Origin of the sequence: Klebsiella sp. CN_Kp097 (genome assembly GCF_040064495.1) — a bacterium.
In the GTDB taxonomy this organism is placed as follows: Bacteria; Pseudomonadota; Gammaproteobacteria; order Enterobacterales; family Enterobacteriaceae; genus Klebsiella; species Klebsiella aerogenes.
On the sequence record NZ_JBEAIL010000004.1, the window covers coordinates 213,213 to 237,259 of the forward strand.

Annotated in this window: 20 protein-coding genes and 1 tRNA gene; 15 read left to right on the forward strand and 6 right to left on the reverse strand. The window is 52.9% G+C overall.

Annotated features, from left to right (window positions below; translation table 11 throughout):
* The first annotated feature begins 180 nt into the window (after positions 1-180).
* Entirely contained in the window at positions 181-1,503 is a 1,323-nt protein-coding gene (gene fadL, locus ABLV07_RS06620; protein WP_020078223.1) for a long-chain fatty acid transporter FadL, read from the forward strand.
* 66 nt (positions 1,504-1,569) lie between these two features.
* On the opposite strand, the gene mlaA is transcribed toward fadL, so the two are convergent.
* The gene (gene mlaA, locus ABLV07_RS06625) at positions 1,570-2,331 is read right to left on the reverse strand and encodes a phospholipid-binding lipoprotein MlaA (protein WP_015365533.1); all 762 of its coding nucleotides are present in this window, start codon (positions 2,329-2,331) and stop codon (positions 1,570-1,572) included.
* 247 nt (positions 2,332-2,578) lie between these two features.
* Here mlaA and ABLV07_RS06630 point away from each other — a divergent pair, with 247 nt between their 5' ends.
* From ABLV07_RS06630 to ypdK, 8 genes are all read left to right on the forward strand, one after another.
* Positions 2,579-3,490 carry a formate/nitrite transporter family protein gene (locus tag ABLV07_RS06630; protein ID WP_045359556.1) on the forward strand — a complete coding sequence of 304 codons (912 nt, stop codon included), beginning with the start codon at positions 2,579-2,581 and terminating at the stop codon, positions 3,488-3,490.
* Positions 3,491-3,564: 74 nt separating this feature from the next.
* A tRNA-Arg gene (locus ABLV07_RS06635) sits at positions 3,565-3,639 on the forward strand.
* A 167-nt stretch (positions 3,640-3,806) separates the two neighbouring features.
* The gene (locus tag ABLV07_RS06640) at positions 3,807-4,298 is read left to right on the forward strand and encodes a WbuC family cupin fold metalloprotein (RefSeq protein WP_015365531.1); all 492 of its coding nucleotides are present in this window, start codon (positions 3,807-3,809) and stop codon (positions 4,296-4,298) included.
* A gap of 349 nt (positions 4,299-4,647) precedes the next feature.
* On the forward strand, positions 4,648-5,511 hold the full coding sequence (locus ABLV07_RS06645) for a hypothetical protein (protein ID WP_032706115.1): 864 nt from the start codon (positions 4,648-4,650) through the stop codon (positions 5,509-5,511).
* 222 nt (positions 5,512-5,733) lie between these two features.
* Positions 5,734-6,537, forward strand: coding sequence for a MipA/OmpV family protein (locus ABLV07_RS06650; protein ID WP_224146787.1), 804 nt, complete (start codon positions 5,734-5,736; stop codon positions 6,535-6,537).
* A 158-nt stretch (positions 6,538-6,695) separates the two neighbouring features.
* Positions 6,696-7,151 (forward strand): nucleoside deaminase, encoded by a 456-nt coding sequence (locus ABLV07_RS06655; protein ID WP_015365526.1) that lies wholly within the window; start codon positions 6,696-6,698, stop codon positions 7,149-7,151.
* The gene (locus ABLV07_RS06660; RefSeq protein ID WP_015365525.1) at positions 7,151-8,347 is read left to right on the forward strand and encodes a cyanate transporter; all 1,197 of its coding nucleotides are present in this window, start codon (positions 7,151-7,153) and stop codon (positions 8,345-8,347) included. The genes ABLV07_RS06655 and ABLV07_RS06660 overlap by 1 nt, the downstream gene beginning before the upstream one ends.
* 366 nt (positions 8,348-8,713) lie before the next feature.
* Positions 8,714-8,785, forward strand: coding sequence for a membrane protein YpdK (gene ypdK / locus ABLV07_RS06665; protein ID WP_077777854.1), 72 nt, complete (start codon positions 8,714-8,716; stop codon positions 8,783-8,785).
* Between the two features lie 44 nt (positions 8,786-8,829).
* Here the strand turns inward: ypdK and alaC are convergent, their stop codons facing one another.
* Positions 8,830-10,068 (reverse strand): alanine transaminase, encoded by a 1,239-nt coding sequence (alaC, locus tag ABLV07_RS06670; protein WP_013878147.1) that lies wholly within the window; start codon positions 10,066-10,068, stop codon positions 8,830-8,832.
* 381 nt (positions 10,069-10,449) lie between these two features.
* On the opposite strand from alaC, the gene ABLV07_RS06675 reads away from it, so the two are divergent.
* Entirely contained in the window at positions 10,450-12,147 is a 1,698-nt protein-coding gene (locus tag ABLV07_RS06675) for a sensor histidine kinase (protein ID WP_013878148.1), read from the forward strand.
* 11 nt (positions 12,148-12,158) lie between these two features.
* On the forward strand, positions 12,159-12,902 hold the full coding sequence (locus ABLV07_RS06680; RefSeq protein WP_032712114.1) for a LytTR family DNA-binding domain-containing protein: 744 nt from the start codon (positions 12,159-12,161) through the stop codon (positions 12,900-12,902).
* Between the two features lie 43 nt (positions 12,903-12,945).
* Here the strand turns inward: ABLV07_RS06680 and glk are convergent, their stop codons facing one another.
* On the reverse strand, positions 12,946-13,911 hold the full coding sequence (gene glk, locus ABLV07_RS06685; protein WP_020078214.1) for a glucokinase: 966 nt from the start codon (positions 13,909-13,911) through the stop codon (positions 12,946-12,948).
* Between the two features lie 264 nt (positions 13,912-14,175).
* Here glk and ABLV07_RS06690 point away from each other — a divergent pair, with 264 nt between their 5' ends.
* Positions 14,176-15,411, forward strand: coding sequence for an ion channel protein (locus tag ABLV07_RS06690; RefSeq protein ID WP_013878151.1), 1,236 nt, complete (start codon positions 14,176-14,178; stop codon positions 15,409-15,411).
* Here the strand turns inward: ABLV07_RS06690 and ABLV07_RS06695 are convergent.
* Complete coding sequence (locus ABLV07_RS06695) at positions 15,408-17,069, reverse strand: thiamine pyrophosphate-binding protein (protein WP_045412339.1); 1,662 nt, start codon at positions 17,067-17,069, stop codon at positions 15,408-15,410. The genes ABLV07_RS06690 and ABLV07_RS06695 overlap by 4 nt on opposite strands.
* Positions 17,070-17,245: 176 nt before the next feature.
* Between ABLV07_RS06695 and mgrA the strand changes: the two genes are divergently transcribed.
* Positions 17,246-18,238, forward strand: a complete 993-nt coding sequence (gene mgrA, locus ABLV07_RS06700; protein WP_045412341.1) for an L-glyceraldehyde 3-phosphate reductase — start codon at positions 17,246-17,248, stop codon at positions 18,236-18,238.
* 127 nt (positions 18,239-18,365) lie between these two features.
* Positions 18,366-18,722: a DUF2502 domain-containing protein gene (locus ABLV07_RS06705; protein ID WP_013878154.1), complete on the forward strand. Its 357-nt coding sequence runs from the start codon at positions 18,366-18,368 to the stop codon at positions 18,720-18,722.
* Between the two features lie 39 nt (positions 18,723-18,761).
* Here ABLV07_RS06705 and ABLV07_RS06710 read toward each other — a convergent pair whose 3' ends face one another.
* Positions 18,762-19,997 carry an Nramp family divalent metal transporter gene (locus ABLV07_RS06710; protein WP_020078211.1) on the reverse strand — a complete coding sequence of 412 codons (1,236 nt, stop codon included), beginning with the start codon at positions 19,995-19,997 and terminating at the stop codon, positions 18,762-18,764.
* A gap of 345 nt (positions 19,998-20,342) precedes the next feature.
* Between ABLV07_RS06710 and nupC the strand changes: the two genes are divergently transcribed.
* Complete coding sequence (gene nupC, locus ABLV07_RS06715) at positions 20,343-21,545, forward strand: nucleoside permease NupC (protein WP_013878156.1); 1,203 nt, start codon at positions 20,343-20,345, stop codon at positions 21,543-21,545.
* A 55-nt stretch (positions 21,546-21,600) separates the two neighbouring features.
* Here the strand turns inward: nupC and ABLV07_RS06720 are convergent, their stop codons facing one another.
* Complete coding sequence (locus ABLV07_RS06720) at positions 21,601-23,784, reverse strand: EAL domain-containing protein (RefSeq protein WP_020078210.1); 2,184 nt, start codon at positions 23,782-23,784, stop codon at positions 21,601-21,603.
* Between the last annotated feature and the right edge of the window lie 263 nt (positions 23,785-24,047).

Sequence of the window (24,047 nt, forward strand, 5' to 3'; positions counted from 1 at the left end):
TCGCGTTTCTGTTATCACACTTGAAAAATCTTATAAACAAACTTGCAACAACTCATCTGGTCAGACCTATACTCAGGCCACTGGTCTGATTTCTCTGTTGTAAAGCAGACCCTACACTTCGCGCTTCTGTTACGGCATGTAACATAGTTTAAATAAAAATAACTCAATGAGGTTATGGGCATGAGCCAGAAAACCCGCTTTACCCAATCTGCCCTTGCAGTGGCTGTAGCACTTGTTTCAACCCAAGCCTGGTCCGCAGGATTCCAGTTAAATGAATTCTCCGCTTCCGGCCTTGGTCGTGCCTATTCCGGTGAAGGGGCAATCGCTGACGATGCGGGCAACGCCAGCCGTAACCCCGCGTTAATCATGATGTTTGACCGGCCGACAATGTCGGCAGGCGCCGTCTTCGTCGACCCGGACGTAAATGTTTCCGGTACTTCGCCGACCGGTAAAAGTCTGAATGCGGACAATATTGCCCCAACGGCATGGGTACCAAACCTCCACTTTGTTTCGCCAATTAATGATCAGTTTGGTTGGGGCGCATCTATCACCTCTAACTACGGTCTCGCGACTGAATTTGCTGATAACTATGCTGCCGGCAGTATGGGCGGCACAACCGATCTCACCACCGTTAACTTCAATTTAAGCGGCGCCTATCGCCTGAACAGCAATTGGAGCTTTGGTTTAGGTTTTGACGCGGTGTACGCGAAAGCGAAAATCGAACGCTACGCAGGTGATTTAGGACAAATCGTTGCCGGTTCCGGTAAACTGCCGCCAGCGCTGGCGGGCAGGGTCAGCCAGATCCCTGCCGACACTCAGATTGCGCATTTGAACGGCAACGAATGGGGCTTCGGCTGGAACGCCGGTATCCTGTATGAGCTGGATAAGAACAACCGCTATGGTTTCACCTACCGCTCGGAAGTTAAAATCGACTTTGATGGCAACTATAAGAGCGATCTGCCGTCCGCGTATAACCAGATCCTCGGCAACTTCGGTTTACCGGCCGGTACCGATGGCCGTACCACTAACGGCTCGCTGACCCTCAACTTGCCAGAGATGTGGGAACTGTCGGGTTATAACCGCGTCGCGCCGCAGTGGGCAGTTCACTATAGCCTGACCTACACCAGTTGGAGCCAGTTCCAGGAGCTGAAGGCCACTGGCAGCAATGGCCAGACGCTGTTCTATAAAGATGAAGGCTTTAAAGATGCTTACCGCATCGCGCTGGGTACCACCTATTACTATGACGATAACTGGACCTTCCGTACCGGTATCGCCTTCGATGATAGCCCGATTCCGGCTGGCACCCGCTCCATCTCTATCCCGGATCAGGATCGCCTGTGGCTGAGCGCCGGTACCACCTACGCGTTCAATAAAGATGCTTCAGTGGATGTTGGTGTCTCTTACATGCACGGTCAGCACGTGGAAATTAAAGAAGGCCCTTACACCTTCCGTTCTGAAGGTACCGCCTGGCTGTACGGCGCGAACTTCAACTACCGCTTCTGATAAGCCAACGGTATAAAAAAAGGGTGAACATCATGTTCACCCTTTTTCTTTTCTGACCCGCGTGGATTACTGCGAATCGATATCTTTCAGCTCATCCTGAATCGCCTGCGCGTTCGGATTATCGGCCGGCGTCAGCTTACCGCCGTTGGCGATAAAGTCGTGCCGCTGGAAGTAGGCTTCACGCATCAGGATGTATGGATCGGAAGACTGGCGCAGCAGGCCGTCGGAATCCAGCAGCTGAGCGCGCGTTTCAATCCCTTCGACCGCCCATTTACCGATGGACATCGGCCAGGTCAGCCAGGAGAGTACCGGATACAGGCCATCGGCCATGTCACCGCCCTCATCACGCAGGGTGAAACTGCCATAGAACGGCAGCTGCACGTACGGGCCGTAGCCCACGCCGTAGTGGCCCAGCGTGCTACCAAAGCGATGCGGTTCAACGCGCTGCAGCTGCGGGTTCGCCATACCTGCGACGTCGATTAAGCCGCCCATCCCGAGAATAGTGTTAAGGAAGAAGCGAGTGAAATGCACCATGCCTTTATAGGGATCGCCCTGCAGGAAGGAGTTGACCATTACCGCCGGTTCTTCAAGGTTGCTGGTGAAGTTGCTTAAACCATTACGCGCCGGTTGCGGCACATAATCACGCCAGGCGACGGCGACGGGACGCAGTACATAAGGATCAACCACATTAAAGTTGAAGTTGAACATGGTACGGTTAAACCCTTCAAGCGGATCTGAACGCCCCTGCGGCCGATCGTCAGTGCTGGAACTGGCACATCCCACCAGCAATGTGGCGCCAAGCGCAAGCGCCGACAGGCGATAATTCATAGGTGTCTCCCTGTTAATTCTGACTATCGCTGGAGGCATCCGGGACGGCGCCCCCATTAGCATTTTATCGTTGGGTAGCTGCTTTCAGCATAGCCTTCTTTGGCATAATTGTTGCTCCCCGATTCTATACATATTTTGCAATATTCGTATTGCTATTCTTGCCATTGCGCTGAATTTAGGAGCATATCCTGTGCCGCCGCGCTGATTTCTCTCTACGCTTAGTAACAAATACAAAGGGAGAGCAGCCATGACCCGACAAAATACCCCCACCAGTATGCATGATAGCGATGAACGAGAAGTTGAAAGCGAAGAGAAACAGCATGGCGAGAAAATAGAAGTGGATGAAGAGCGTCTGCCTTCGCAGGCAATGGCTACCCATGAGGTGATTCGCCAGGAGGGTGAAAAGGAGCTCGAGCGCGACGCCATGGCGCTACTATGGTCAGCAATTGCCGCCGGTTTGTCGATTAGCGCCTCGCTGGTAGCCAAGGGGATTTTTCATGTTCACCTTGGCGCCCTGCCCGGCGGTTATCTGCTGGAGAATTTGGGATACACCTTCGGCTTTATTATTGTCATTCTCGCCCGCCAGCAGCTGTTTACGGAAAATACCGTCACCGCCGTGCTGCCGATTATGCATAAACCCAGCGCCGGTAATATTGCTTTATTGCTGCGCCTGTGGGGCGTGGTGTTATTAGGTAATTTATTGGGTGGGGCTATCGCCGCCTGGGCGTTTAATATCATGCCGATTTTCGATGATGCCACGCGTGAGGCGTTTCAAAGCATCAGCCAGAAAGTCATGGAGAATACGCCTGGCGAGATGTTCGCCAACGCGATTATTTCCGGCTGGCTGGTGGCGACAATGGTCTGGATGTTCCCGGCCGCCGGCTCGGCGAAAGTCATCGTCATCATCCTGATGACCTGGCTGATTGCGCTGGCGGACACCACGCATATCGTCGTCGGCAGTGTGGAAATTTTCTATCTGATTTTCAGCGGCGCCCTGCCCTGGCAGGAGTTCATCTGGCCCTTCGCGCTGCCGACGCTCGCCGGCAACATCTGCGGCGGCACCTTTATCTTCGCCCTGCTAAGCCACGCCCAGATTCGCAACGACATGACCCAGGAACAGAAAGCCAAAGCGAAGGCCGAAGCAGATAAAAAGGGCTAAACGGCTGCAAATTAAGCAATTAATCGCAATGCGCTTAACGGGCGGCGGAAAAAACGCTATAATCCCGCCGCCTTGTCCCCTTAGTTAAATGGATATAACGAGCCCCTCCTAAGGGCTAGTTGCAGGTTCGATTCCTGCAGGGGACACCATGCGCCTCTCCTGACGTCTACCGGATTCAATAACCCCTTTATAATCAGCAATAAACCATCTACTTTAGCTAAGCTTTATCTGTAAGTATTCCAGTAAAAGGCCCGATCGTTAGTCGTAGATAGCGGCGAAAGCCTTCGTTTATCAGTTTTTCAAGCAGGCGGTTTAGATGAAACAATTCACCATCAGTGATATGCAGCAACAGAGCGCAGCCGCGGCGGCCGCTCCCCGCCTACGGGCGCATCGTAACTTCCATCCGGAACTCAGCGATCCGGTACAGCGTCTGGCCATTGCCATGGAGCCGGGAACCTACATTCGCCCTCACCGTCATCCTCATACTTTTGAGCTGCTGCTGCCGTTAAGCGGCCGTTTTGTAGTACTGAACTTCGATGAACAAGGCACCGTGACCCACCGCGTGGTATTAGGAGAAGAATGCACGGCGCTGGAAATGGCGGCCGGCACCTGGCATGCGGTACTGTCGCTGGATCACGGCGGTATCATTTTTGAAGTCAAGCACGGAGGCTATCAGCCGGTAGCCGAACAGGATTCCGCGCCATGGGCACCAGCCGAAGGCGCGCCAGGCACCGAGGAATTAATGGCGTGGTATGCCACGGCCCAGGTGGGGGATGGCGGTTTTACTCTTCAGAAGAGTGCTCGCTAATTTGAGCCTGCGATGATTATTGCAAAAAAGGCGCTGCGGCGTCTTTTTTATTTATATCATCTATAATTAATATAGAGTATATCCATCACCAGAATAAAGCACCACGGCTCACCCCATTTTTATCGTTAATTAAGCAATATTCTATACCTTATTAAGAAAAAGATATTATAATCGATTATGGTAGGTGTTTTAACTGCCGCCATCTGTCACATAAAGATTCTTCATTGTGGATTTATATTTCACTGCTGAATAATTTTTTATGGAAAGGATAGTGTAGTCGAACAACAACGCTGGCGCTCTGTTCATCAGGAACGCAGATTATTAAAAACATTTACATATAATTATCGCCATGAATAAGATAGAAAGAAACATTTGGAAGTTGAACAATCTCCCACCACTGGAGTATTGCTCTATCGCTCGTGCGCAAAAACTCCTGCAGTGCGAACTGGAAGATTTACTTCACTGGCACGATATCGGCGCTATCAGCCTGTGCCTGAAACTGAAAAAGAATCGCGGCACGCTCAATAGCGCCCTGACCCGGAATCAGGGGGTTGGCGACTCATCATACGGCTACGGCGGTTTTGATGACATTACCAAAGCCAACAAGCCCTGGTCTCAGCACTCTAAAATAAACAACATCATCACCCTGAATGAAAATGTGTCGGTCATTGATGCCGATCACGACAGCGCCATCGCCAAAATTAAACTCAACGTTTCTGTTTCTGGTTTATGGCACACTCATTCAAGAAATTTAATGGATGTGCTGGAGAATCCAGATAACATTCAACAAGAAGATACGCTGAGCATTATCTCCCCGGCTAAAAACGTCATCTACTGCAATTTCATTCCTGATAATGATGATAAGCCGACGATTGAGCTTAACAAGCTGTATATTACCAGCAAAGAAATTGAGAAAATTTACGAGCACACCATCAGCAGTCGTCCGCTAGAGTATTCTGAGGCCGCGATGAATTCATATAATGAAAAAACCATTAATGAGCCATCAACACCACCACAAAATAAGCTATTACTCGAATTCATTAATTATATTATTCAATCCAACCCCGCCTTTAACCGCGATTTACTGAATGCGACAGAAAGCAGTAAACAGCTCGCCTTTAAATCCATTATGGAAAAGTTAAAAAAAGAAGGCATCGTCACCAACGAAAATCATTCGATGGCTTCACTCTCTGAACTGATCCTCAATTCATAATACTCACTTTTGTGCGGATTATTCACACGAATAATCCGCCATTATCCATAGTGATAGTACCGATACCGCCACACTTTACTTTCTCGATCAAAAGCAAAGCAAAAAAAGTACGATAAAAAACAAAAAAAATTCCCCAACACGTGCTCTATCGTCTATATATCTTCTGGTGTTTATCACAGACGATTCACATTCACTTCATCATTTCACGCCTACTATGAGCTCATGCTGAAACTATCCCGATGCCCTGTAGTCGTTCTCGGTACCCTTGCTTTGTATTGTGGTTCCACTCGCGCTGAGGTCGACCTCGGCTCGATCGACATTTTTTCTGCTGATAACCCGAATAGCCCGGTGCCGAAAGGTTGGGTTCTCGGCGGCGCCGCGATTAGCGGTACCGCGCGCTACCACAAGCAGGACAACGAAACCCACTTTATTCCCGGCGGATTATATTTTGGCGACCAGTTAATGTATCTGGGCGACCGCGCCCGCTACTATTTTCATCTTGATGACACTATCGCGCTATACGGCTACGGACGCTGGCGTTTCGGTAATTTAGATCCCGACGACGATACGGCTTTTAGGGGGATGAACGAACGTAAAGGCGAACTGGAAGGCGGTATTGGCGCCACATGGATCACACCATACGCGCTGATAAGCGCGCGCATCAGTTCAGATATCAGCGGCCGCAGCAACGGCCAGGAGCTGCTGCTATGGGCTGATTTTCCGATCATCAAAGACAATCTGCTGGTGATGCCGGGGATGGGCCTGATGGTACGGAGTCATAATATGGCGAACTACTATTTTGGCGGCATATCAGCAAGCGAGGCGACGCCCGAGCGTCCCCAATGGGATACCGGCACGACGGTATCACCAATGGTCGCCATCATTACCAGCTACCGCTTCAGCCCCCACTGGGTCGGAATGATAGCGGCAAACTACGAACGCTATGATGATGATATTGCCAATAGTCCCATTGTCCAGCACAGCGGTGAACTGTATGGCATCCTCGGCGTCGGATATACCTGGTAGAACATCAGGGCATTTCCTCAATCCATAAGTTAATCTGATTAACGCAATTATAAATAAGTCTTTTAGCTTATGGCGTAAGCTCGCTACCCTGTTGCAGGATTCAATCTCCAGCCTGCCGCCGATTAAGTTCTTCTACCCGACTTTTACAGGAGCCGCTCATGCCTACTCATGATAACCATCTTCAGCGCGCCATTACGCTTGCCGCCGCTAATGTTGAAAACGGCGGCCGCCCGTTCGGCGCCGTCATAGTACGCCACGGCGAAGTCATTGCCGAAGCGGTGAATACCTTGCACCAGAGCGGCGATCCTACCGCACACGCTGAACTCAACGCCATCCGCGACGTTTCTCTACATTTGGGCAATCAGGTATTGCGTGAATGCGTGGTTTACGCCAGCGGGCAACCCTGCCCGATGTGTCTGAGCGCGATGTATTTAACCGGCGTGCGCGAAGTCTATTTCGCCAACAGCAATCAGGATGGCGAGCGCTTCAATCTCTCTACCGCCGCTATCTACCAGCAATTGCAGCAGCCATTGGAAAACCAATCACTCCCCATTCACCATTGCCCACAACCCGAAGGGCTGGCCTTGTATCAGCGCTGGGCGGATAAAGCGTAATGAGCCAGACACAACGCAAAACGCTGACGCTATTGGTGCTGGTACTGATCGGCATTAATATGCGCCCGCTACTGACCTCGATAGGTCCATTACTGCCGCAACTGCAGCACGCAACAGGCATGAGCTTTACCCTGGTTTCACTACTGACCGCCCTTCCGGTCATCGCGATGGGGGTGCTGGCGCTAGCCGGAGGCTGGGTTAACCGCCACGTTAGTGAAAACCGCAGTATCGCGTTAAGTCTGCTGGCGATAGGCATTGGCGCAATCCTGCGTGAGCTGGCTCCGCAAAGCGGCCTGCTGCTTAGTAGCGCGCTGCTCGGCGGGATTGGCATCGGCGTGATTCAGGCGATTATACCCAGCGTCATTAAGCGTCTCTTTCATCACCGCACGCCGCAGGTGATGGGGTTATGGTCGGCGGCGCTGATGGGCGGGGGCGGCCTTGGCGCTGCGATCACCCCCTGGCTTGCGCAGCATAGCGCGCTCTGGCATCACGCGCTGGCGTGGTGGGCTCTACCGGCTCTGGCTGCGATCATTGGCTGGTTGCCGCTCTGCAAAATGCTGCCCGCCGCGCCGGCTGCCGCATCGGCGCAAGTCACGCCGGCTGTCTTTCGCCACCACCGCGCCTGGACGCTTGGTCTTTATTTCGGTCTGATCAATGGCGGCTACGCCAGCCTGATTGCCTGGTTACCACCCTATTATATGCAGCTTGGCCACAGCGCCCAGTTTAGCGGCACGCTTCTGGCATTGATGACCGTCGGCCAAACCGCCGGCGCGCTGGTGCTGCCGATGCTCGCTCGCCACGAAGATCGTCGTAAGCTGCTGATGCTGGCATTGGCGCTGCAGTTGTTCGGGTTCTGCGGTTTCATTTGGCTACCGCAACAGTGGCCTCTGCTGTGGGCAGTGAGTTGCGGCGTAGGACTAGGCGGCGCATTTCCGCTTTGTCTGGTGCTGGCGCTGGACCATTCGCCGCAGCCGGCCGTCGCCGCTCGGCTGGTGGCGTTTATGCAGGGCGTCGGTTTTATTATCGCCGGGTTATCGCCATGGCTTTCGGGGCTGCTGCGCAGCCTGAGCGGAAACTACCAGCTGGACTGGGAATTCCACGCCATCTGCGTATTCATCTTAATGGCGCTTACCTTGCGCTTTGTGCCCGCACGTTATCCGCATCAGTGGCGCGCGCCGACGACAACCGCCCGCTAACCTCATCGCTACAGGGTGCAGAAGATGATTTCTGCACCTCCCCACCAATAGAAAAAATCCCAAAATCAAATAACTACGAAATGTCCGGGTATTGCTTTAAATCACCGTCGCCGTAATTGAATTTATTACCGAATGAAATTAATGTGTCGCCTATTCACGACAGTCGTAAGTAACTAAAAATTAATAAAAAAATGGATCTTGTTTCCACCATTTTTTAAGCGTACATTAGCGCCATCTGGAGCAAATAGCGCACAGAATTTCGGACTGCCGCAGCCGCCAGAATAGTCTGGTTTTATCTGCGACAGTCCCACAACGGTTAAAGTTAAATTCATTTAGGCGTTTCGCCGAAATGCGGAGTGACATGTCGTGAAATACTTTTTGATGGGAATTTCTTTTATGGTCATCGTTTGGGCCGGTACTTTCGCCCTGATGATTTAACCTGCTATGCAGCAAAGAAATGGGAGCCAGGCGGCTCCCATTTTTTATTCGTGGTGTTCAGTCACCGTTTTACTGGCCGCCGGTAGCAGTCCATCGGCGCGGAACATGGATTTGATGCCACGGATAGCCTGACGGATACGATCGCGGTTTTCGATCAACGCGAAACGCACATGAGTATCGCCATAGTCGCCAAAACCGATTCCCGGCGAGACGCACACTTTAGCCTCCTGCAGCAGCTTTTTGGCGAATTCCAGCGATCCCATTGCCGCATATGGCTGCGGAATTTTGGCCCACACGTACATCGACGCTTTCGGGCACTCAACCATCCAGCCTGCCTCATGCAGCCCTTTCACCAGCACATCACGACGACGTTTATATTGTTCCGCAATATCGCGCACGCATTGCTGATCGCCTTCCAGCGCGGCAATCGCCGCCACCTGCAGCGGTGTAAAGGTCCCGTAGTCATGATAACTTTTGATGCGGGCCAACGCGTTAACCAGCGTTTTATTCCCCACCATAAAGCCGATACGCCAGCCGGCCATGTTGTAGCTTTTTGACAGGGTGAAGAATTCGACCGCCACATCGCGCGCGCCGGGCACCTGCATAATCGACGGCGCTTTCCAGCCATCATAGACGATATCAGCGTAGGCCAGATCGTGCACCACCAGCACGTCATAGCGTTTCGCCAGCGCCACCACCTTCTCAAAGAAATCGAGCTCGACGCACTGCGCGGTCGGGTTCGACGGGAAGCCCAGAATCATCATTTTTGGCTTCGGATAACTCTCGCGGATCGCGCGTTCCAGTTCATTGAAGAAATCTACGCCTTCCACCAGCGGGACGGAACGAACCTGCGCCCCGGCGATAACCGCGCCGTAAATATGAATCGGATAGCTGGGGTTTGGCACCAGCACCGTATCGCCATGATCGAGCGTCGCCAGCATCAGATGCGCCAGCCCCTCTTTCGAACCAATCGTCACGATGGCTTCTGATTCCGGGTCGATATCGACGTCATAACGTTCCTGATACCAACGTGAAATCGCGCGGCGCAGACGAGGAATACCGCGAGAAGTAGAGTAACCGTGGGTATCCGGACGCTGGGCAACGGTACACAGTTTTTCAACAATATGCGGCGGCGTGGCGCCATCCGGGTTGCCCATACTGAAATCGATAATATCTTCGCCGCGCCGACGCGCAGCCATTTTCAGTTCGGCAGTGATGTTAAAAACATACGGAGGGAGACGATCGATACGCGTAAAACGGCGTTCAGGACTGAATTCAGCCATAGATTCCTCAGATTAACGTTAGCGCCCGGACCGTCCGAGCGACGCGGCCACCGATGTGGCACGTTTAGAAAATAACCTGAAAAAAAACACGCTGTCGAGAGGGTTGATAAAAAATAATCGCCCACGCGTAAAACGGGTCATCACGCCTCAGTATGCGGCAGAACGTGTTCCCAAAACGAATGTAACGTAAATAAACAATCAACATATTGATATCATTTATAATACTCAAATGTATCATCGTTACTCATAAACGGCCTGATAGCTGGAGTGAGCGACTTATCCCCTTTAATTTTTAAGCCTGTTCCCCATTTATCTCTGCTGCTAGCCTTCTGGCGTGAGGTTTTCTATCATATTGCTTTCCCGCGAATCCTGGGCGCATCCATGCACGATATATTTAATATGCTGCTGGCGGTTTTTGACCGCGCGGCATTAATGCTCATTTGCCTCTTTTTTCTTATCCGCTTACGCCTGTTCCGCGAACTGCTGCATAAATCGGCGCATACGCCTCGCGAGCTGCTGGCGGTCACCGCCATTTTCTCCATGTTTGCGCTGTTCAGCACCTGGTCCGGCGTTCCGGTAGAGGGTTCGCTGGTCAACGTACGGATTATCGCGGTGATGTCCGGCGGGATCCTGTTTGGGCCGTGGGTCGGCGCGATTGTCGGCGTGATTGCCGGGGTACACCGCTATCTCATTGATATTGATGGTGTAACGGCCATCCCCTGCTTTATCACCAGCATTGTCGCCGGGCTACTTTCCGGGCTTATTAATCGCAAAATTCCGAAAGCCCAGCGCTGGAAGGTGGGGATTCTGGCCGGGATGCTGTGCGAAACGCTAACCATGATCCTCGTGGTGCTGTGGGCGCCGACGCTGGCGCTGGGGATCGATATTGTCTCCAAAATCGGTATTCCGATGATCCTTGGCAGCATCTGCATCGGTTTTATTGTGCTGCTGGTCCAGAGCGTGGAAGGCGAGAAAGAGGCCAGCGCGGCGCGCCAGGCAAAACTGGCGTTGGATATCGCCAACAAAACGCTGCCGCTGTTCCGCCACGTTAACAGCGAATCGCTGCGTCAGGTTTGCGATATTATTCGCCGGGACATCAATGCCGATGCGGTCGCGATAACCACCACTGACCGGGTGCTGGCGTATGTTGGCTACGGCGAAAATAACTATAACGATCGCAACAACGATATCAGCCCAACCACTCGTCAAGCTATTGAAAGCGACACCATCATCATTAAAAACAACGATGAAGCCTACAGAACGCCCGAGATCCACTCCATGCTGGTCATTCCGCTACGCGAGAAAGGCGTAGTGACCGGCACGCTGAAAATTTACTACTGCCATGCGCATCGTATTACCTCCTCGCTGCAGGAGATGGCGATCGGCCTGTCGCAAATTATCTCCACCCAGCTTGAGGTCTCGCGGGCCGAACAACTACGAGAAATGGCCAATAAAGCGGAACTTCGCGCCCTGCAAAGTAAAATTAATCCCCATTTTCTGTTTAATGCGCTTAACGCCATCTCCTCTTCCATCCGCATGAATCCGGATACCGCGCGACAGTTGATTTTCAATTTGTCGCGCTATTTACGCTATAACATTGAGTTAAAAGATGACGAGCAGATCGACATCAAGCGCGAGCTGTACCAAATTAAGGATTATATTGCGATCGAGCAGGCGCGATTCGGCGACAAGCTGACGGTGATTTATGATATTGACGAGGACGTCAGCTGCGTCATCCCCAGCCTGCTCATTCAGCCGCTGGTTGAAAACGCCATCGTCCACGGTATTCAACCCTGTCGGGGTAAGGGCGTGGTGACTATCGCCATCAACGAATGCGGAAACCGGGTGCGCATTAGCGTACGGGATACCGGTAACGGTATTGACCCGGCGGTGGTAGCCCGCGTCGAAGCCGACGAGATGCCGGGCAATAAAATTGGTCTGTTGAATGTTCATCATCGGGTGAAACTGCTCTACGGCGAAGGGCTGCATATCCGCCGCTTGACGCCGGGAACGGAGATTGCGTTCTACGTCCCCAACCAGCACGCCCCGGCGAGTGAACCGGTGTCGCTGTTGCCATGAGCGGAGAAAATATGAAAGTTATTATTGTGGAAGATGAGTTCCCGGCGCAGCAGGAACTCACCTGGTTGATAAATACTCACAGCCAGATGGAGATCGTCGGCACCTTTGACGACGGTCTCGATGTGCTGAAATTCCTGCAGCACAATAAAGTCGATGCCATCTTTCTCGACATCAATATTCCCTCTCTGGACGGCGTACTGCTGGCGCAAAATATTAGCCAGTTCGCGCATAAGCCATTTATCGTTTTTATCACCGCGTGGAAAGAACATGCGGTGGAAGCCTTTGAACTGGAAGCGTTTGACTACATCCTTAAGCCTTATCAGGAATCGCGGATTATTAACATGCTGCAGAAACTCTCCAGCGCCTGGCAGCAACAGCAGCAGGTGGCGGCGAGTGGTACGCCCGCGCAAAACCCAACCCGCGAAAACGACACCATTAATCTGATTAAAGACGAGCGGATCATCGTCACCAGCATTCACGATATTTATTACGCGGAAGCGCATGAAAAAATGACCTTCGTTTATACGCGCCGTGAATCATTCGTCATGCCGATGAACATCACTGAATTCTGCAGCAAACTGCCGGCTGCGCACTTCTTTCGCTGCCACCGCTCGTACTGCGTCAATCTGAATAAAATTCGCGAAATAGAGCCATGGTTCAACAACACCTACGTCCTACGGCTACGCGACCTTGAGTTTCAGGTGCCGGTCAGCCGCAGTAAGGTGAAAGAGTTTCGCCAGTTGATGAATCTGTAATGAGATGGGCGACGGCAGACACCGCCGCCCGGCTGAGAGTGGTTTAGAGGATATGCCCCAGCGTCTGGCGCAAATGCGCGCCGGAGCCCAGTAGGCCTGGGTTATCATGGACAATGAGATAAACCGGAATATCCTGCACGTAGGCTTTAAAGCGCCCTTTATCTTCAAACCCGCCGCGGAAACCCGACGCCTTAAAGAACTCAAGGAAACGCGGGACAATACCGCCCGCGATGTACACGCCGCCGAAAGTGCCGAGGGTCAGCGCCAGGTTACCGCCAAAGCGCCCCATAATGACGCAGAACAACGACAGCGCGCGGCGACAATCAATGCAGGTATCCGCCAGCGCGCGCTCGGTAACGTCCTTCGGTTGCAGGTTCTCCGGCAAACGGCCATCGGATTTAACAATCGCCCGATACAGATTAACTAATCCCGGGCCGGACAGAACGCGTTCGGCGGACACGTGGCCTAACTCGTTGCGTAGCTCCTCGAGAATAATGCCCTCTTCTTCGCTGTTCGGCGCGAAATCAACGTGGCCGCCCTCGCCAGGCAGGCTCACCCAGCGTTTATCAACGTGTACCAGGTGCGCTACGCCAAGACCGGTACCTGCGCCGTAGACTGCGATCGGTTTACCTTCCGCCGGTTGCGCGCCGCCGAACTGGATCAGATGCTCGTCTTTGAGCATTGGGATCGCCATCGACACCGCGGTAAAATCATTAATGATTTCCAGATGCGCGAATCCGAGGTTCTTTTTCATCTCGGCAATAGAAAAAGCCCAGGTATGGTTGGTCATCGCTACCCAGTCGCCGGTGATGGGGCAAGCAATGGCGATGCAGCCATCATCGACCTTCACGGCTTGTTCGTCGAGATAGACGCGTACAACGGCCTCAAGGCTTGGATAATCGAGCCCGGAATAAGTTTTAGCGCGGGAAATCTCCCCGCTTGCGATATCACATAACGCCAGACGGGCGTTAGTTCCGCCAACGTCTCCTACTAAAGCAAATTTTGTCATTCCGTTACGGCTCCGCTAAAGTCAAAATAATTCTTTTCGCACACTGTAAATTCATGGCGACATAACAACAACGCCCAACGTACAGCCGCCGGTAGTTTAGCGACATTGGTCACATTTAGCCTGTAATCTATGTAACACGGCATCTTATGACCTACACGCAACGTCAGGTTTGGCCTTAAGTTTATCGTTTCAGCACCATTTGCGCCGAAGCTCTTTACAGAGACAGGCAAAGTAGCGCTTCAGGACATTTAAAAGGAACCCTTCATGTTGCACCCGCGCGCCAGAACGATGCTGTTGTTATCGATACCCGCCATTCTTATTGGTATCGCTTCCAGCCTGGTATTGATTGTGGCGATGAAGATCGCCGCGATTCTGCAGAGCATCTTGTGGAGCGACCTGCCGGCACATGTCGGCATTGCCGCCGATAGTCCGCTATGGATAATAGCCATCCTCACTCTCACCGGGATTGCCGTGGGGCTGGTGGTCCGTTTCAGCCCCGGTCATGGGGGGCCAGATCCGGCAACCGAATCCTTGATCGGCGCGCCCATCGCCACCAACGCGCTACCGGGGTTACTGGCGGCATTGATTCTCGGCCTCGCGGGCGGTGTCAGTCTCGGGCCGGAACATCCGATCATGGTCGTCAATATAGCGCTTGCCGTCGCCCTCGGTTCGCGCCTGTTTCCACGGGTAAGTTCGCTGGACTGGACAATTCTCGCCGCGTCGGGAACCATCGGCGCGCTGTTCGGCACGCCGGTTGCCGCGGCGCTTATTTTTTCGCAAACGCTCAATAGCAGCAGCGACGTTCCGTTATGGGATCGGCTGTTCGCCCCGCTGCTGGCGGCGGCGGCAGGCGCATTGACGACCGGTATTTTTTTCCATCCCAATTTCACTCTGCCAATCCCGCACTATCCGCACCTGCGCATCGTCGATATCATCAGCGGCGCGATTGTCACGCTTATCGCCATCGCCGTCGGCATGGTCGCCGTGTGGTGTCTGCCGCGTCTGCACGCGCTCATCCACCGGCTAAAAAATCCGGTATTAATGCTGGGCATCGGTGGTTTCTTACTGGGGATCCTGGGTGTTATCGGCGGGCATATTACGCTATTTAAAGGTCTGGACGAAATGCAGCAACTGGCCTCCAGCCAGACGCTTGGCGCTGGCGATTTTCTGCTCATTGCCGTGGTGAAATTGGCGGCGCTGGTGCTGGCGTCCGCATGCGGTTTCCGCGGCGGGCGTATTTTCCCGGCGGTGTTTGTCGGCGTCTCGTTGGGGCTAATGCTGCATGCTCACGTTGAAGCGGTACCGGCCGCCATTACCATCTCCTGCGCGATCCTCGGCCTGGTGCTGGTCGTTACCCGCGACGGCTGGCTGAGTCTGTTTATGGCGTCAGTAGTGGTGCCTGACACCACCCTGTTGCCGCTGCTTTGTATCGTGATGCTCCCGGCCTGGCTACTGCTGGCCGGGAAGCCGTTGATGATTGCCAAACGCCGCGGCGATTAGCCGCGGTTGTTGCGATTTTCCAGCGCCTGGGTGACCGCGCGTAAGAAATCAGGAATATCCATTTTCGGCAGCATGACTTCGACCATCGTTAACTTATCGGAGTTAACGCTATCGGCCATCGCCTCCGCCAATTCGCCGGTTTGCGTTACCCGCCAACAGCGGGAAGGCGTATCCGGCGCAAAAGCATCGGGGAAGCGGCTCCAGTCCCACAACGCGATATCGTTGTAGCGCTGTTCCGGCCCGTGAATCGCGCGCTCGACGGTGTAACCCTCGTTATTCAACAGCAAAATTAACAGCTTTTGCTTATCGCGCAGCATTGAGCTCATCTCCTGGATAGTGAGCTGGGCGGCGCCATCGCCAATGATTAATACCACCCTTCTGTCCGCGGCGGCTGTCTGTGCGCCGTAGGCGGCAGGTAGCGTAAAGCCGATTGAGCCCCATAGCGGCTGCACCAGCAGCGTCGCCTGGGAGGGAAGTTTTAATGAGGCGATGCCGAATGCCGAGGTCCCCTGGTCGGCAAGAATAATGTCGCCCGGCCGCAGCTGTTTCTCGACCGTACTCCAGAAGCTTTTCTGCGTCAGATTCCCCTGCGGCGCGCCGGAAGCGTCGGGCGCGATGATATCTGGCGCGCTCCATTCGGCGGACAGCTTGCCAGAAACGTCAATGAGTGCCGCCAGCGCCTGATCCATCGGGATCCGGCTGAACCAGTGATCGCCAACCCGCGCGGCGAACGGCTGGATTTCGATGGTTTTCTCCGTTGGCAAATGATGGGTAAAGCCGGCGGTAATCGTATCGGTAAAACGCGTACCCACGCAGATGATGGCATCGGCGCTTTCCATCGCCTCGCGAGTCTGCGGCGCGCTGGCGATCCCGCTATAGGTCCCGGCAAAACCTGAGCCTTGTTCGTCAAATAGCCCTTTCCCCATCAGCATGGTGGCGTGGGTTATCGGCGCGGACTTAACCCACTGCTGTAGTGTGTTTTGCAGACCGTAACGCTGGGCGAGAAAATCCGCCAGCAGCGACACGCGGCGGCTGCTGCGTAACAGTTTGGCCGCGTGTTCGCGAAAGCCGGCAAGCTGGTTTTCATCGGCCGCCGGGCCCTTAATCACCAGCGTGCGGGCCGGCGGCACCGCGCGGGCTTTCGCCACGTCGGCAGGCAGCATCAGATACCCAGGGCGGTGGTGGGTCAGCATGTCGCTTAATACCCGGTCAATTTCATGACAGGCGTTGCCCGCCGTTAGCGTCGCCTGAGTACAGGTAATTTGTTCGCTCATCCGCGAGAAATGGGTGAAATCGCCATCGCCGAGCGTATGGTGCAGGAGTTCACCGCGCTGCTGCGCGCCAGTGGAAGGGGCGCCCACAATATGCAGCACCGGGATATGTTCCGCATAACTACCAGCCACCCCATTCAACGCGCTTAACTCTCCTACGCCATAGGTGGTTAGCAGCGCGCCAGCGCCTTTTATACGCGCATAGCCGTCTGCGGCGTAGGCCGCGTTCAGTTCGTTAGCACAGCCGACCCATCCCAAATCTTGATGGGCTATCACGTGATCGAGAAACTGTAAGTTGTAATCACCAGGTACGCCGAACAGGCGATCGATACCACAATCTACGAGACGATCCAGCAGATAATCGCCAATGGTGTAAGTCGGTTGCATATCCATAATCCTTGTTGTTGTGCAGGTAATCTGAGTATTAGATATGCGTTTTAACTGTCCAGATTGTGAGCAACAAAGAGGGTGGAAAGCAAAATTTACGCGTTTTCCCCATATACTCCGCATACAACATTGATTAGTGTAAACGTATACACACCCTGTTTTGATGCGGAGGAAGTATGGTTTACCAGGCAAGTAACACGCGTTATCAGGCCATGGAGTACCGCCGATGCGGGCGCAGCGGCCTGAAGCTACCGGCGATATCTCTCGGCCTGTGGCATAACTTTGGCGATGAAACACAGGTAGAGAACAGCCGCCAGTTGCTGCATCATGCCTTCGACCTTGGTATTACCCACTTCGACCTGGCGAACAATTACGGCCCACCGCCGGGATCGGCGGAGAGCAACTTCGGGCGGATCCTCAAAGAAGATTTTCTGCCCTACCGCGACGAACTCATCATCTCCAGTAAAGCGGGCTATACCATGTGGGACGGCCCTTATGGCGACTGGGGATCGCGCAAGTATCTGGTCGCCAGCCTCAACCAGAGCCTGAAGCGGATGGGCCTTGAGTACGTCGATATCTTTTATCACCACCGCCCGGATCCGGAGACACCGCTGGAGGAGACCATGCGGGCGCTGGATCATCTGGTTCGCCAGGGGAAAGCGCTCTACGTTGGTTTATCAAACTACCCGCTTGAGCAGGCGCGTCAGGCTATCGCTATCCTCAACGATCTCGGCACGCCTTGCCTGATTCACCAACCCAAATATTCGATGTTTGAACGTTGGGTGGAAGAAGGATTATTAGCGATGCTGCAGGCCGAAGGCGTGGGAAGTATAGCGTTTTCACCGCTGGCTGGCGGGCAGTTGACCAACCGCTATCTAAACGGTATTCCGCCAGACTCCCGCGCAGCCAGCAATAGCCGTTTTTTACAGCCGGAACAGCTCACCGCCGAGCGGCTGGCAAAAGTCCGCCAACTTGACGCCATTGCCGGGCGCCGTGGACAGAAGCTCTCACAGATGGCGTTAGCCTGGGTGCTGCGAGAAGATAAGGTGACGTCAGTGCTGATCGGCGCCAGTAAAACGGCGCAACTGGATGATGCCGTAGGCATGTTAAGCAATCGCCAGTTCAGCGCTGAAGAGTGCGCCGCTATTGACGCGATCCTTGCGGTGTAAACTCATTTTTACTTTGGCAAAAAATGCTATTTCTTGCGATTTAAGAGTTCCCTGATGCTACGTCTCTTTACCGGCTCGTAATATCTGGTTAACAGGTCATTTAAGACCCGATCGTGAGGAGAAGAGTATGTTCAGGTCACTGATTCTGGCTGCGGTACTACTGGCATGCGCGCCGGTTATCGCTAATGCTGGTGAAATCACCCTGCTGCCATCGGTAAAATTACAAATTGGCGATCGTGACGGTTACGGTAACTACTGGGACGGTGGCGGCTGGCGCGACCGTGATTACTGGCGTCGTCATTATGAATGGCGCGATCACCGCTGGCATCGCCATGATAACGGCTGGCATCGCGGTTGGGATAAACGCGGCTGGGATCGCGGTCGCGCTTACGAGCGCGGCTATCGCGAAGGCTGGAACGATCGTCGTGGCGGCTGGGGCCGAGGCCCGGGCGGCGGACGTGGTCACGGCCACGGGCACCACTAATTGATAAAGGGAGCGCAAGCTCCCTTTTTTGTTGCCGTATTAATCTAATGCTGAACCAATAATCAGCCAGCCGTTCAGCGCCACCACAATCGCCACAATCAGCCAACCGATGCGTTTTACCCACCGACTATTAACCAGATCGCCCATTAACCGCGCATCGCTGGTAAAAATTAGCAGCGGCACCAGCGCCAGCGCAATCCCGAAGCTCAGCAACACCTGACTCATCACCAGGATACGCGTCGGGTCCAGCCCCATCATAATCACGATAAATGACGGCAGCATGGTGATTGTCCGGCGAAACCACAGCGGAATATGGAAGCGGATAAACCCCTGCATCACGACCTGCCCGGCAAGCGTTCCAACTACCGTCGACGAGAGACCGGCGGCAACCAGACTGAGACCAAAAACCGTCGCGGCGGCATGGCTGAGCAGCGGTTCGAGAGTTAAATAAGCCTGGTCGAGATCGGCCACGCCGGTGTGGCCGTTGAAGTGAAACGCAGCGGCGGCGGTCGCCATCATCGCCAGGTTAACGAAACCAGCGATGGTCATCGCAATCGCCACATCCCAACGCGTGGCGTTATAGCGTTCTTTGCGCGACCCATCGTGCAGGTTCTGCGTCAGCGACGAGTGCAGATAAATAACATGCGGCATAATCGTCGCGCCGAGTACCCCGGCGGCAAGGAATACCGCCTCACCATTAGGCAGACTCGGAATGATCATGCCTTTGGTCAGCGGCGCTAACGCCGGTTGCGAGAAGATAAGCTCAACCACATAGGCCGCTGCCACAAACAGCAGTAGCCCGCCAATGACTTTTTCTAACGGTTTCTGCCCGCGACGCTGCAACATCAGGATCAGGAAAGTCGCGACACCGGTCAGCACCGCCCCCTGCAATAAGGAAATGCCGAGCAGCAGCTTAAAGCCGATGGCCGCACCGATAAATTCAGCCAGATCGGTCGCCATGGCGATAATTTCCGCCTGTACCCAATAAAACCATACCACCGGGCGCGGGTAGTGATCGCGGATCTGTTCCGCGAGGTTTTTACCGGTGGCGATACCGAGCTTGGCCGATAACACCTGAATCAGCATCGCCATCAGGTTCGCCCAGACCACTACCCATAATAATTGATAGCCAAAGCTGGCGCCTGCCTGGATATTCGTGGCGAAGTTACCCGGATCGATGTAGCCGATGGCAGCAATGAACGCGGGCCCCATCAGTGCGAGCCTCATCTTGCGCGCTGCGCGACCGCTGCTATTCTCAACGCGACTGCTAGTCATTTTCTGCCCCTGGAAATATAGCCTTTGCTATGTTTAATGCTATCAAAATGCGAATGATTATCAAGTTCATTTAGAAAGGTGATAATGATTGCTTTGATAGGAGGGAACGATAGTAGGCCAAATAACGAAACGGGCGTGAAGCTGTGGACAACGCGCCTTTCATCAGATTAGTACATTAATGCAACTTTTAATACCTTTGCATAACATAACAAAAATGTACGATTGATCACTATTTTTGTTATTGGTCACATATCCTTGCAATAGTGTGGATTCGATCTCGTTTTATTTAGGCTTGTTGCATAGAATGTGCACGGAAATTTAACCTGCCTCATATTTGGAGCAAATATGGACCGCGTCTTGCATTTTGTCCTCGCGATCGTTGTGGTGGCTATACTGGCCTTGTTGGTCAGTCACAACCGTAAGCAGATCCGCATTCGTTATGTTATTCAATTACTTGTTATTGAAGTTTTGCTGGCCTGGTTCTTCCTGAACTCCGATGTCGGTCTGGGTTTTGTGAAAGGCTTTTCCGAGATGTTCGAGAAACTTCTCGGTTTCGCCAACGAGGGCACCAACTTCGTATTCGGTAACATGAACGATAAAGGTCTGGCCTTCTTCTTCCTGAAGGTTTTGTGCCCAATCGTCTTTATTTCCGCGCTGATTGGTATTTTACAGCATATTCGCATTCTACCGATTGTCATCCGCGCTATCGGTACCGTGCTGTCGAAAGTTAACGGCATGGGTAAACTGGAATCTTTCAACGCCGTCAGCTCGCTGATCCTCGGTCAGTCGGAAAACTTCATCGCCTATAAAGATATTCTCGGCAAAATGTCGCGCAACCGTATGTACACCATGGCGGCAACCGCGATGTCTACCGTTTCGATGTCTATCGTCGGCGCGTATATGACTATGCTGCAGCCGAAGTATGTGGTTGCCGCGCTGGTGCTTAACATGTTCAGCACCTTTATCGTCCTGTCGCTGATTAACCCGTACCGCGTTGAGCAGAGCGAAGAAAACCTGCAGATGTCCAATCTGCACGAAGGTCAGAGCTTCTTCGAAATGCTGGGCGAATACATTCTGGCAGGCTTTAAAGTAGCGATTATCGTCGCGGCGATGCTGATCGGCTTTATCGCGCTGATTTCCGCACTCAACGCCCTGTTCGCGACCGTCACCGGCTGGTTTGGCTACAGCATCTCCTTCCAGGGGATCCTCGGCTACATCTTCTATCCGGTTGCGTGGGTGATGGGCGTGCCGGCGAGCGAAGCGCTGCAGGTGGGCAGTATTATGGCGACCAAACTGGTGTCTAACGAATTCGTGGCGATGATGGATCTGCAGAAAGTGGCAGCGACGCTCTCCCCGCGTGCGGAAGGTATCATCTCTATCTTCCTGGTCTCCTTCGCCAACTTCTCTTCTATCGGTATCATCGCTGGGGCAATTAAAGGCCTGAATGAAGAGCAGGGTAACGTGGTTTCCCGCTTTGGCCTGAAACTGGTTTACGGTTCCACGCTGGTCAGCGTGTTGTCAGCTTCCATCGCTGCGCTGGTGCTGTAATCCCAAACTGACGTTAATAGCATAACAAGCCGGGCAGCGTTATCGCCCGGCTTTTTTACGCCTTTAATTCGCTTAACGGCTGCGGTTTGCCAATCAGGTAACCCTGTAAATAATCGACGCCCAGCGCCAACAGCATCGCCTTTTGCGCCTCTGTCTCGACGTACTCTGCGACTACCGTAAGCTGTTTCGCCCGCGCGATTTCGATTATGGATTTGACGATAATCGCATCAAGCTGGTCGCTCTCGATTTCGTGCACGAAGCAGCCGTCAATTTTTACGATATCCGCCTGCAGGCTCTTCAGACGCTCATAGTTCGCGTAACCGGTACCGAAGTCATCAATGGCGATAGCGCAACCGAACTCACTCAGCAGCTGAATATTATGCATGCTGGTATCCGCATTCGAGAACGCCTGCTCCTCGGTTATCTCAATCGTAATATACGCAGGCGATACGCGATAACGCTTAAACAATGCGATAATCTGAGCGGCGCTATCCTTTTGCATCAGCGTATACGGCAGCAAATTGACGGAGAAGCGTCGGCCAGGATGGTGATCGATCTGGCTGAACAGCGTTTCCAGAACCAGCATATCGAAACGCTGGCTGAGGTTGAACTGCGCAATAAGCGGAATAAAACGATCCGGCGTGATAATCGTCTCGCCGCAACGCATACGGGTGAGGATTTCGTAATAGCCCTCCCCTTCTGCGTTCTGAATCGGCTGCGCATACAGCAGGAGGCTACGCTCGTTCAGCGCTTGTTTTATTTTCGTCAGCATCCGTACCTGTTCGGTCGTTTGATCGGAAACCTCTTCCTGCGCGATATCTAACGCCAGCACCCGCTGCACGGCGCCAGCCTGCTCCGATAACCAGCTAAGCTGGCCAAGCATGGGGTGTAATTCGGTCTCAATGCCGCTGTAACTACCCCACGCCGCGCCAAACTCTAAATCCAGATCCTGGTTATGCCAGTTAAATTTAGCGTGGTTAAGCATCGAGACGATGTGGTTTAACCGTGCCGCCGGTTCCGGCCCCTCTATCACCAGCAATAACTCGCTACCAGGGAGCTGATAAATTTTATCGTGGTGATCCAGGAGCGGCTGCAGACGGCGGGCTATTTGCCGTTTGCACTCTACACGCATCATCATGCCGTAGTGACGGCTAAGGAAGTCCAGGTTTTCGATACGCAGGCTGCTAATAACAACCCGAGGCGATTGGCGCAAATGCCCTTCCAGCGCCCGCAGATTGGGTAACCCGGTTAACGGATCTTCTTCAGCCCGATCGCGCCAGCGCTGTTTAATTCTCTCGCTACGCGAATAAATATCCGTCATGTAAAACAAACAAATCGTGAATGAAATTAACACCGACAGGACAAATGACAAGGAGTACCCCGATTGAACGCCCTGGAGAAAATTTTTGTTATAGGCCACTAAAAAGAATGCCGAAATAGCCCAGGTAATGCGAATTAATTCATGCCCCAGCCGGCCGATACCGATGAAGTAGAGAATAAAAATAATCGGCACCAGATATCCAGCAATTAAATCTGAATCAAAAGGCGCGCAAAGCACCAGCATGATTGTGATTAATGCCATAAACCAATATATGGTAAAGGCTCTTCTTTTTTTCACCAGCCACGGTTGGCAATGACGCAACCAAAACACCCGCCGGTAACGTGGGCAAACCATCATTCTCATCGGGTAATAGAAAGCGGTAGTAAAGATTAAGGCGGCGCATATCAACGCCTGGATATCAATAACGGAATAGATGATCGACGCGGTACTGAAGTAGCTGGAGACGGCAAGCGGGAAGGCGAAGAAGCGCCCCGCCAGATACATCGTCAGCTTAAGCAGAATGGGGGCAAAGAAGCCGCCCCAGAAGATACGGCGACCGATATGGCGCTTGGCAGGCCTTCCGCTACGCCATTTTTTCCCCGACAACGAGCGCATGATAGCGAAGGTGAAAAAGACGGAAAATAACTGACAAAATAACAGGATAGCGGCCTGTGTATAAGTTAGATCTATTACAAATGTATTAGTAATTGCAAACGCAATAATCAAGGGGGCAACGGCGTAACGGCCAAAAATACAAATGGTTGCGTACATTACGCTTAATGGCAGCCATGCCAGATAAATTTGTTTTCCGTCGATAAGGGTTTGCGGAGAAATTAATCGAGATAGCGGAATAAAAATCAAACAAACAATTAACGCCAGCAGAGTTTTTTTAACTTTGATGTTAAATATGTCAGTCATTATTGTTAATCAACACCTCTGCGGCTAAAAAATTATAAGCAATCAGAAAATAGTATGTTGGTTAATAATGGCAGGCAAGAAAATAAATCGAGAAAAATTCCTAAATTACGTTGGTTTTTATTTGCTCGATACACGCTGACGTAAGCTTAACGTCATTTACATTAACGGCGCAAAAAGCAAAAACCCCCGCCGTAGCGAGGGTTCGAATTTTGGTGGAGCTAAGCGGGATCGAACCGCTGACCTCTTGCATGCCATGCAAGCGC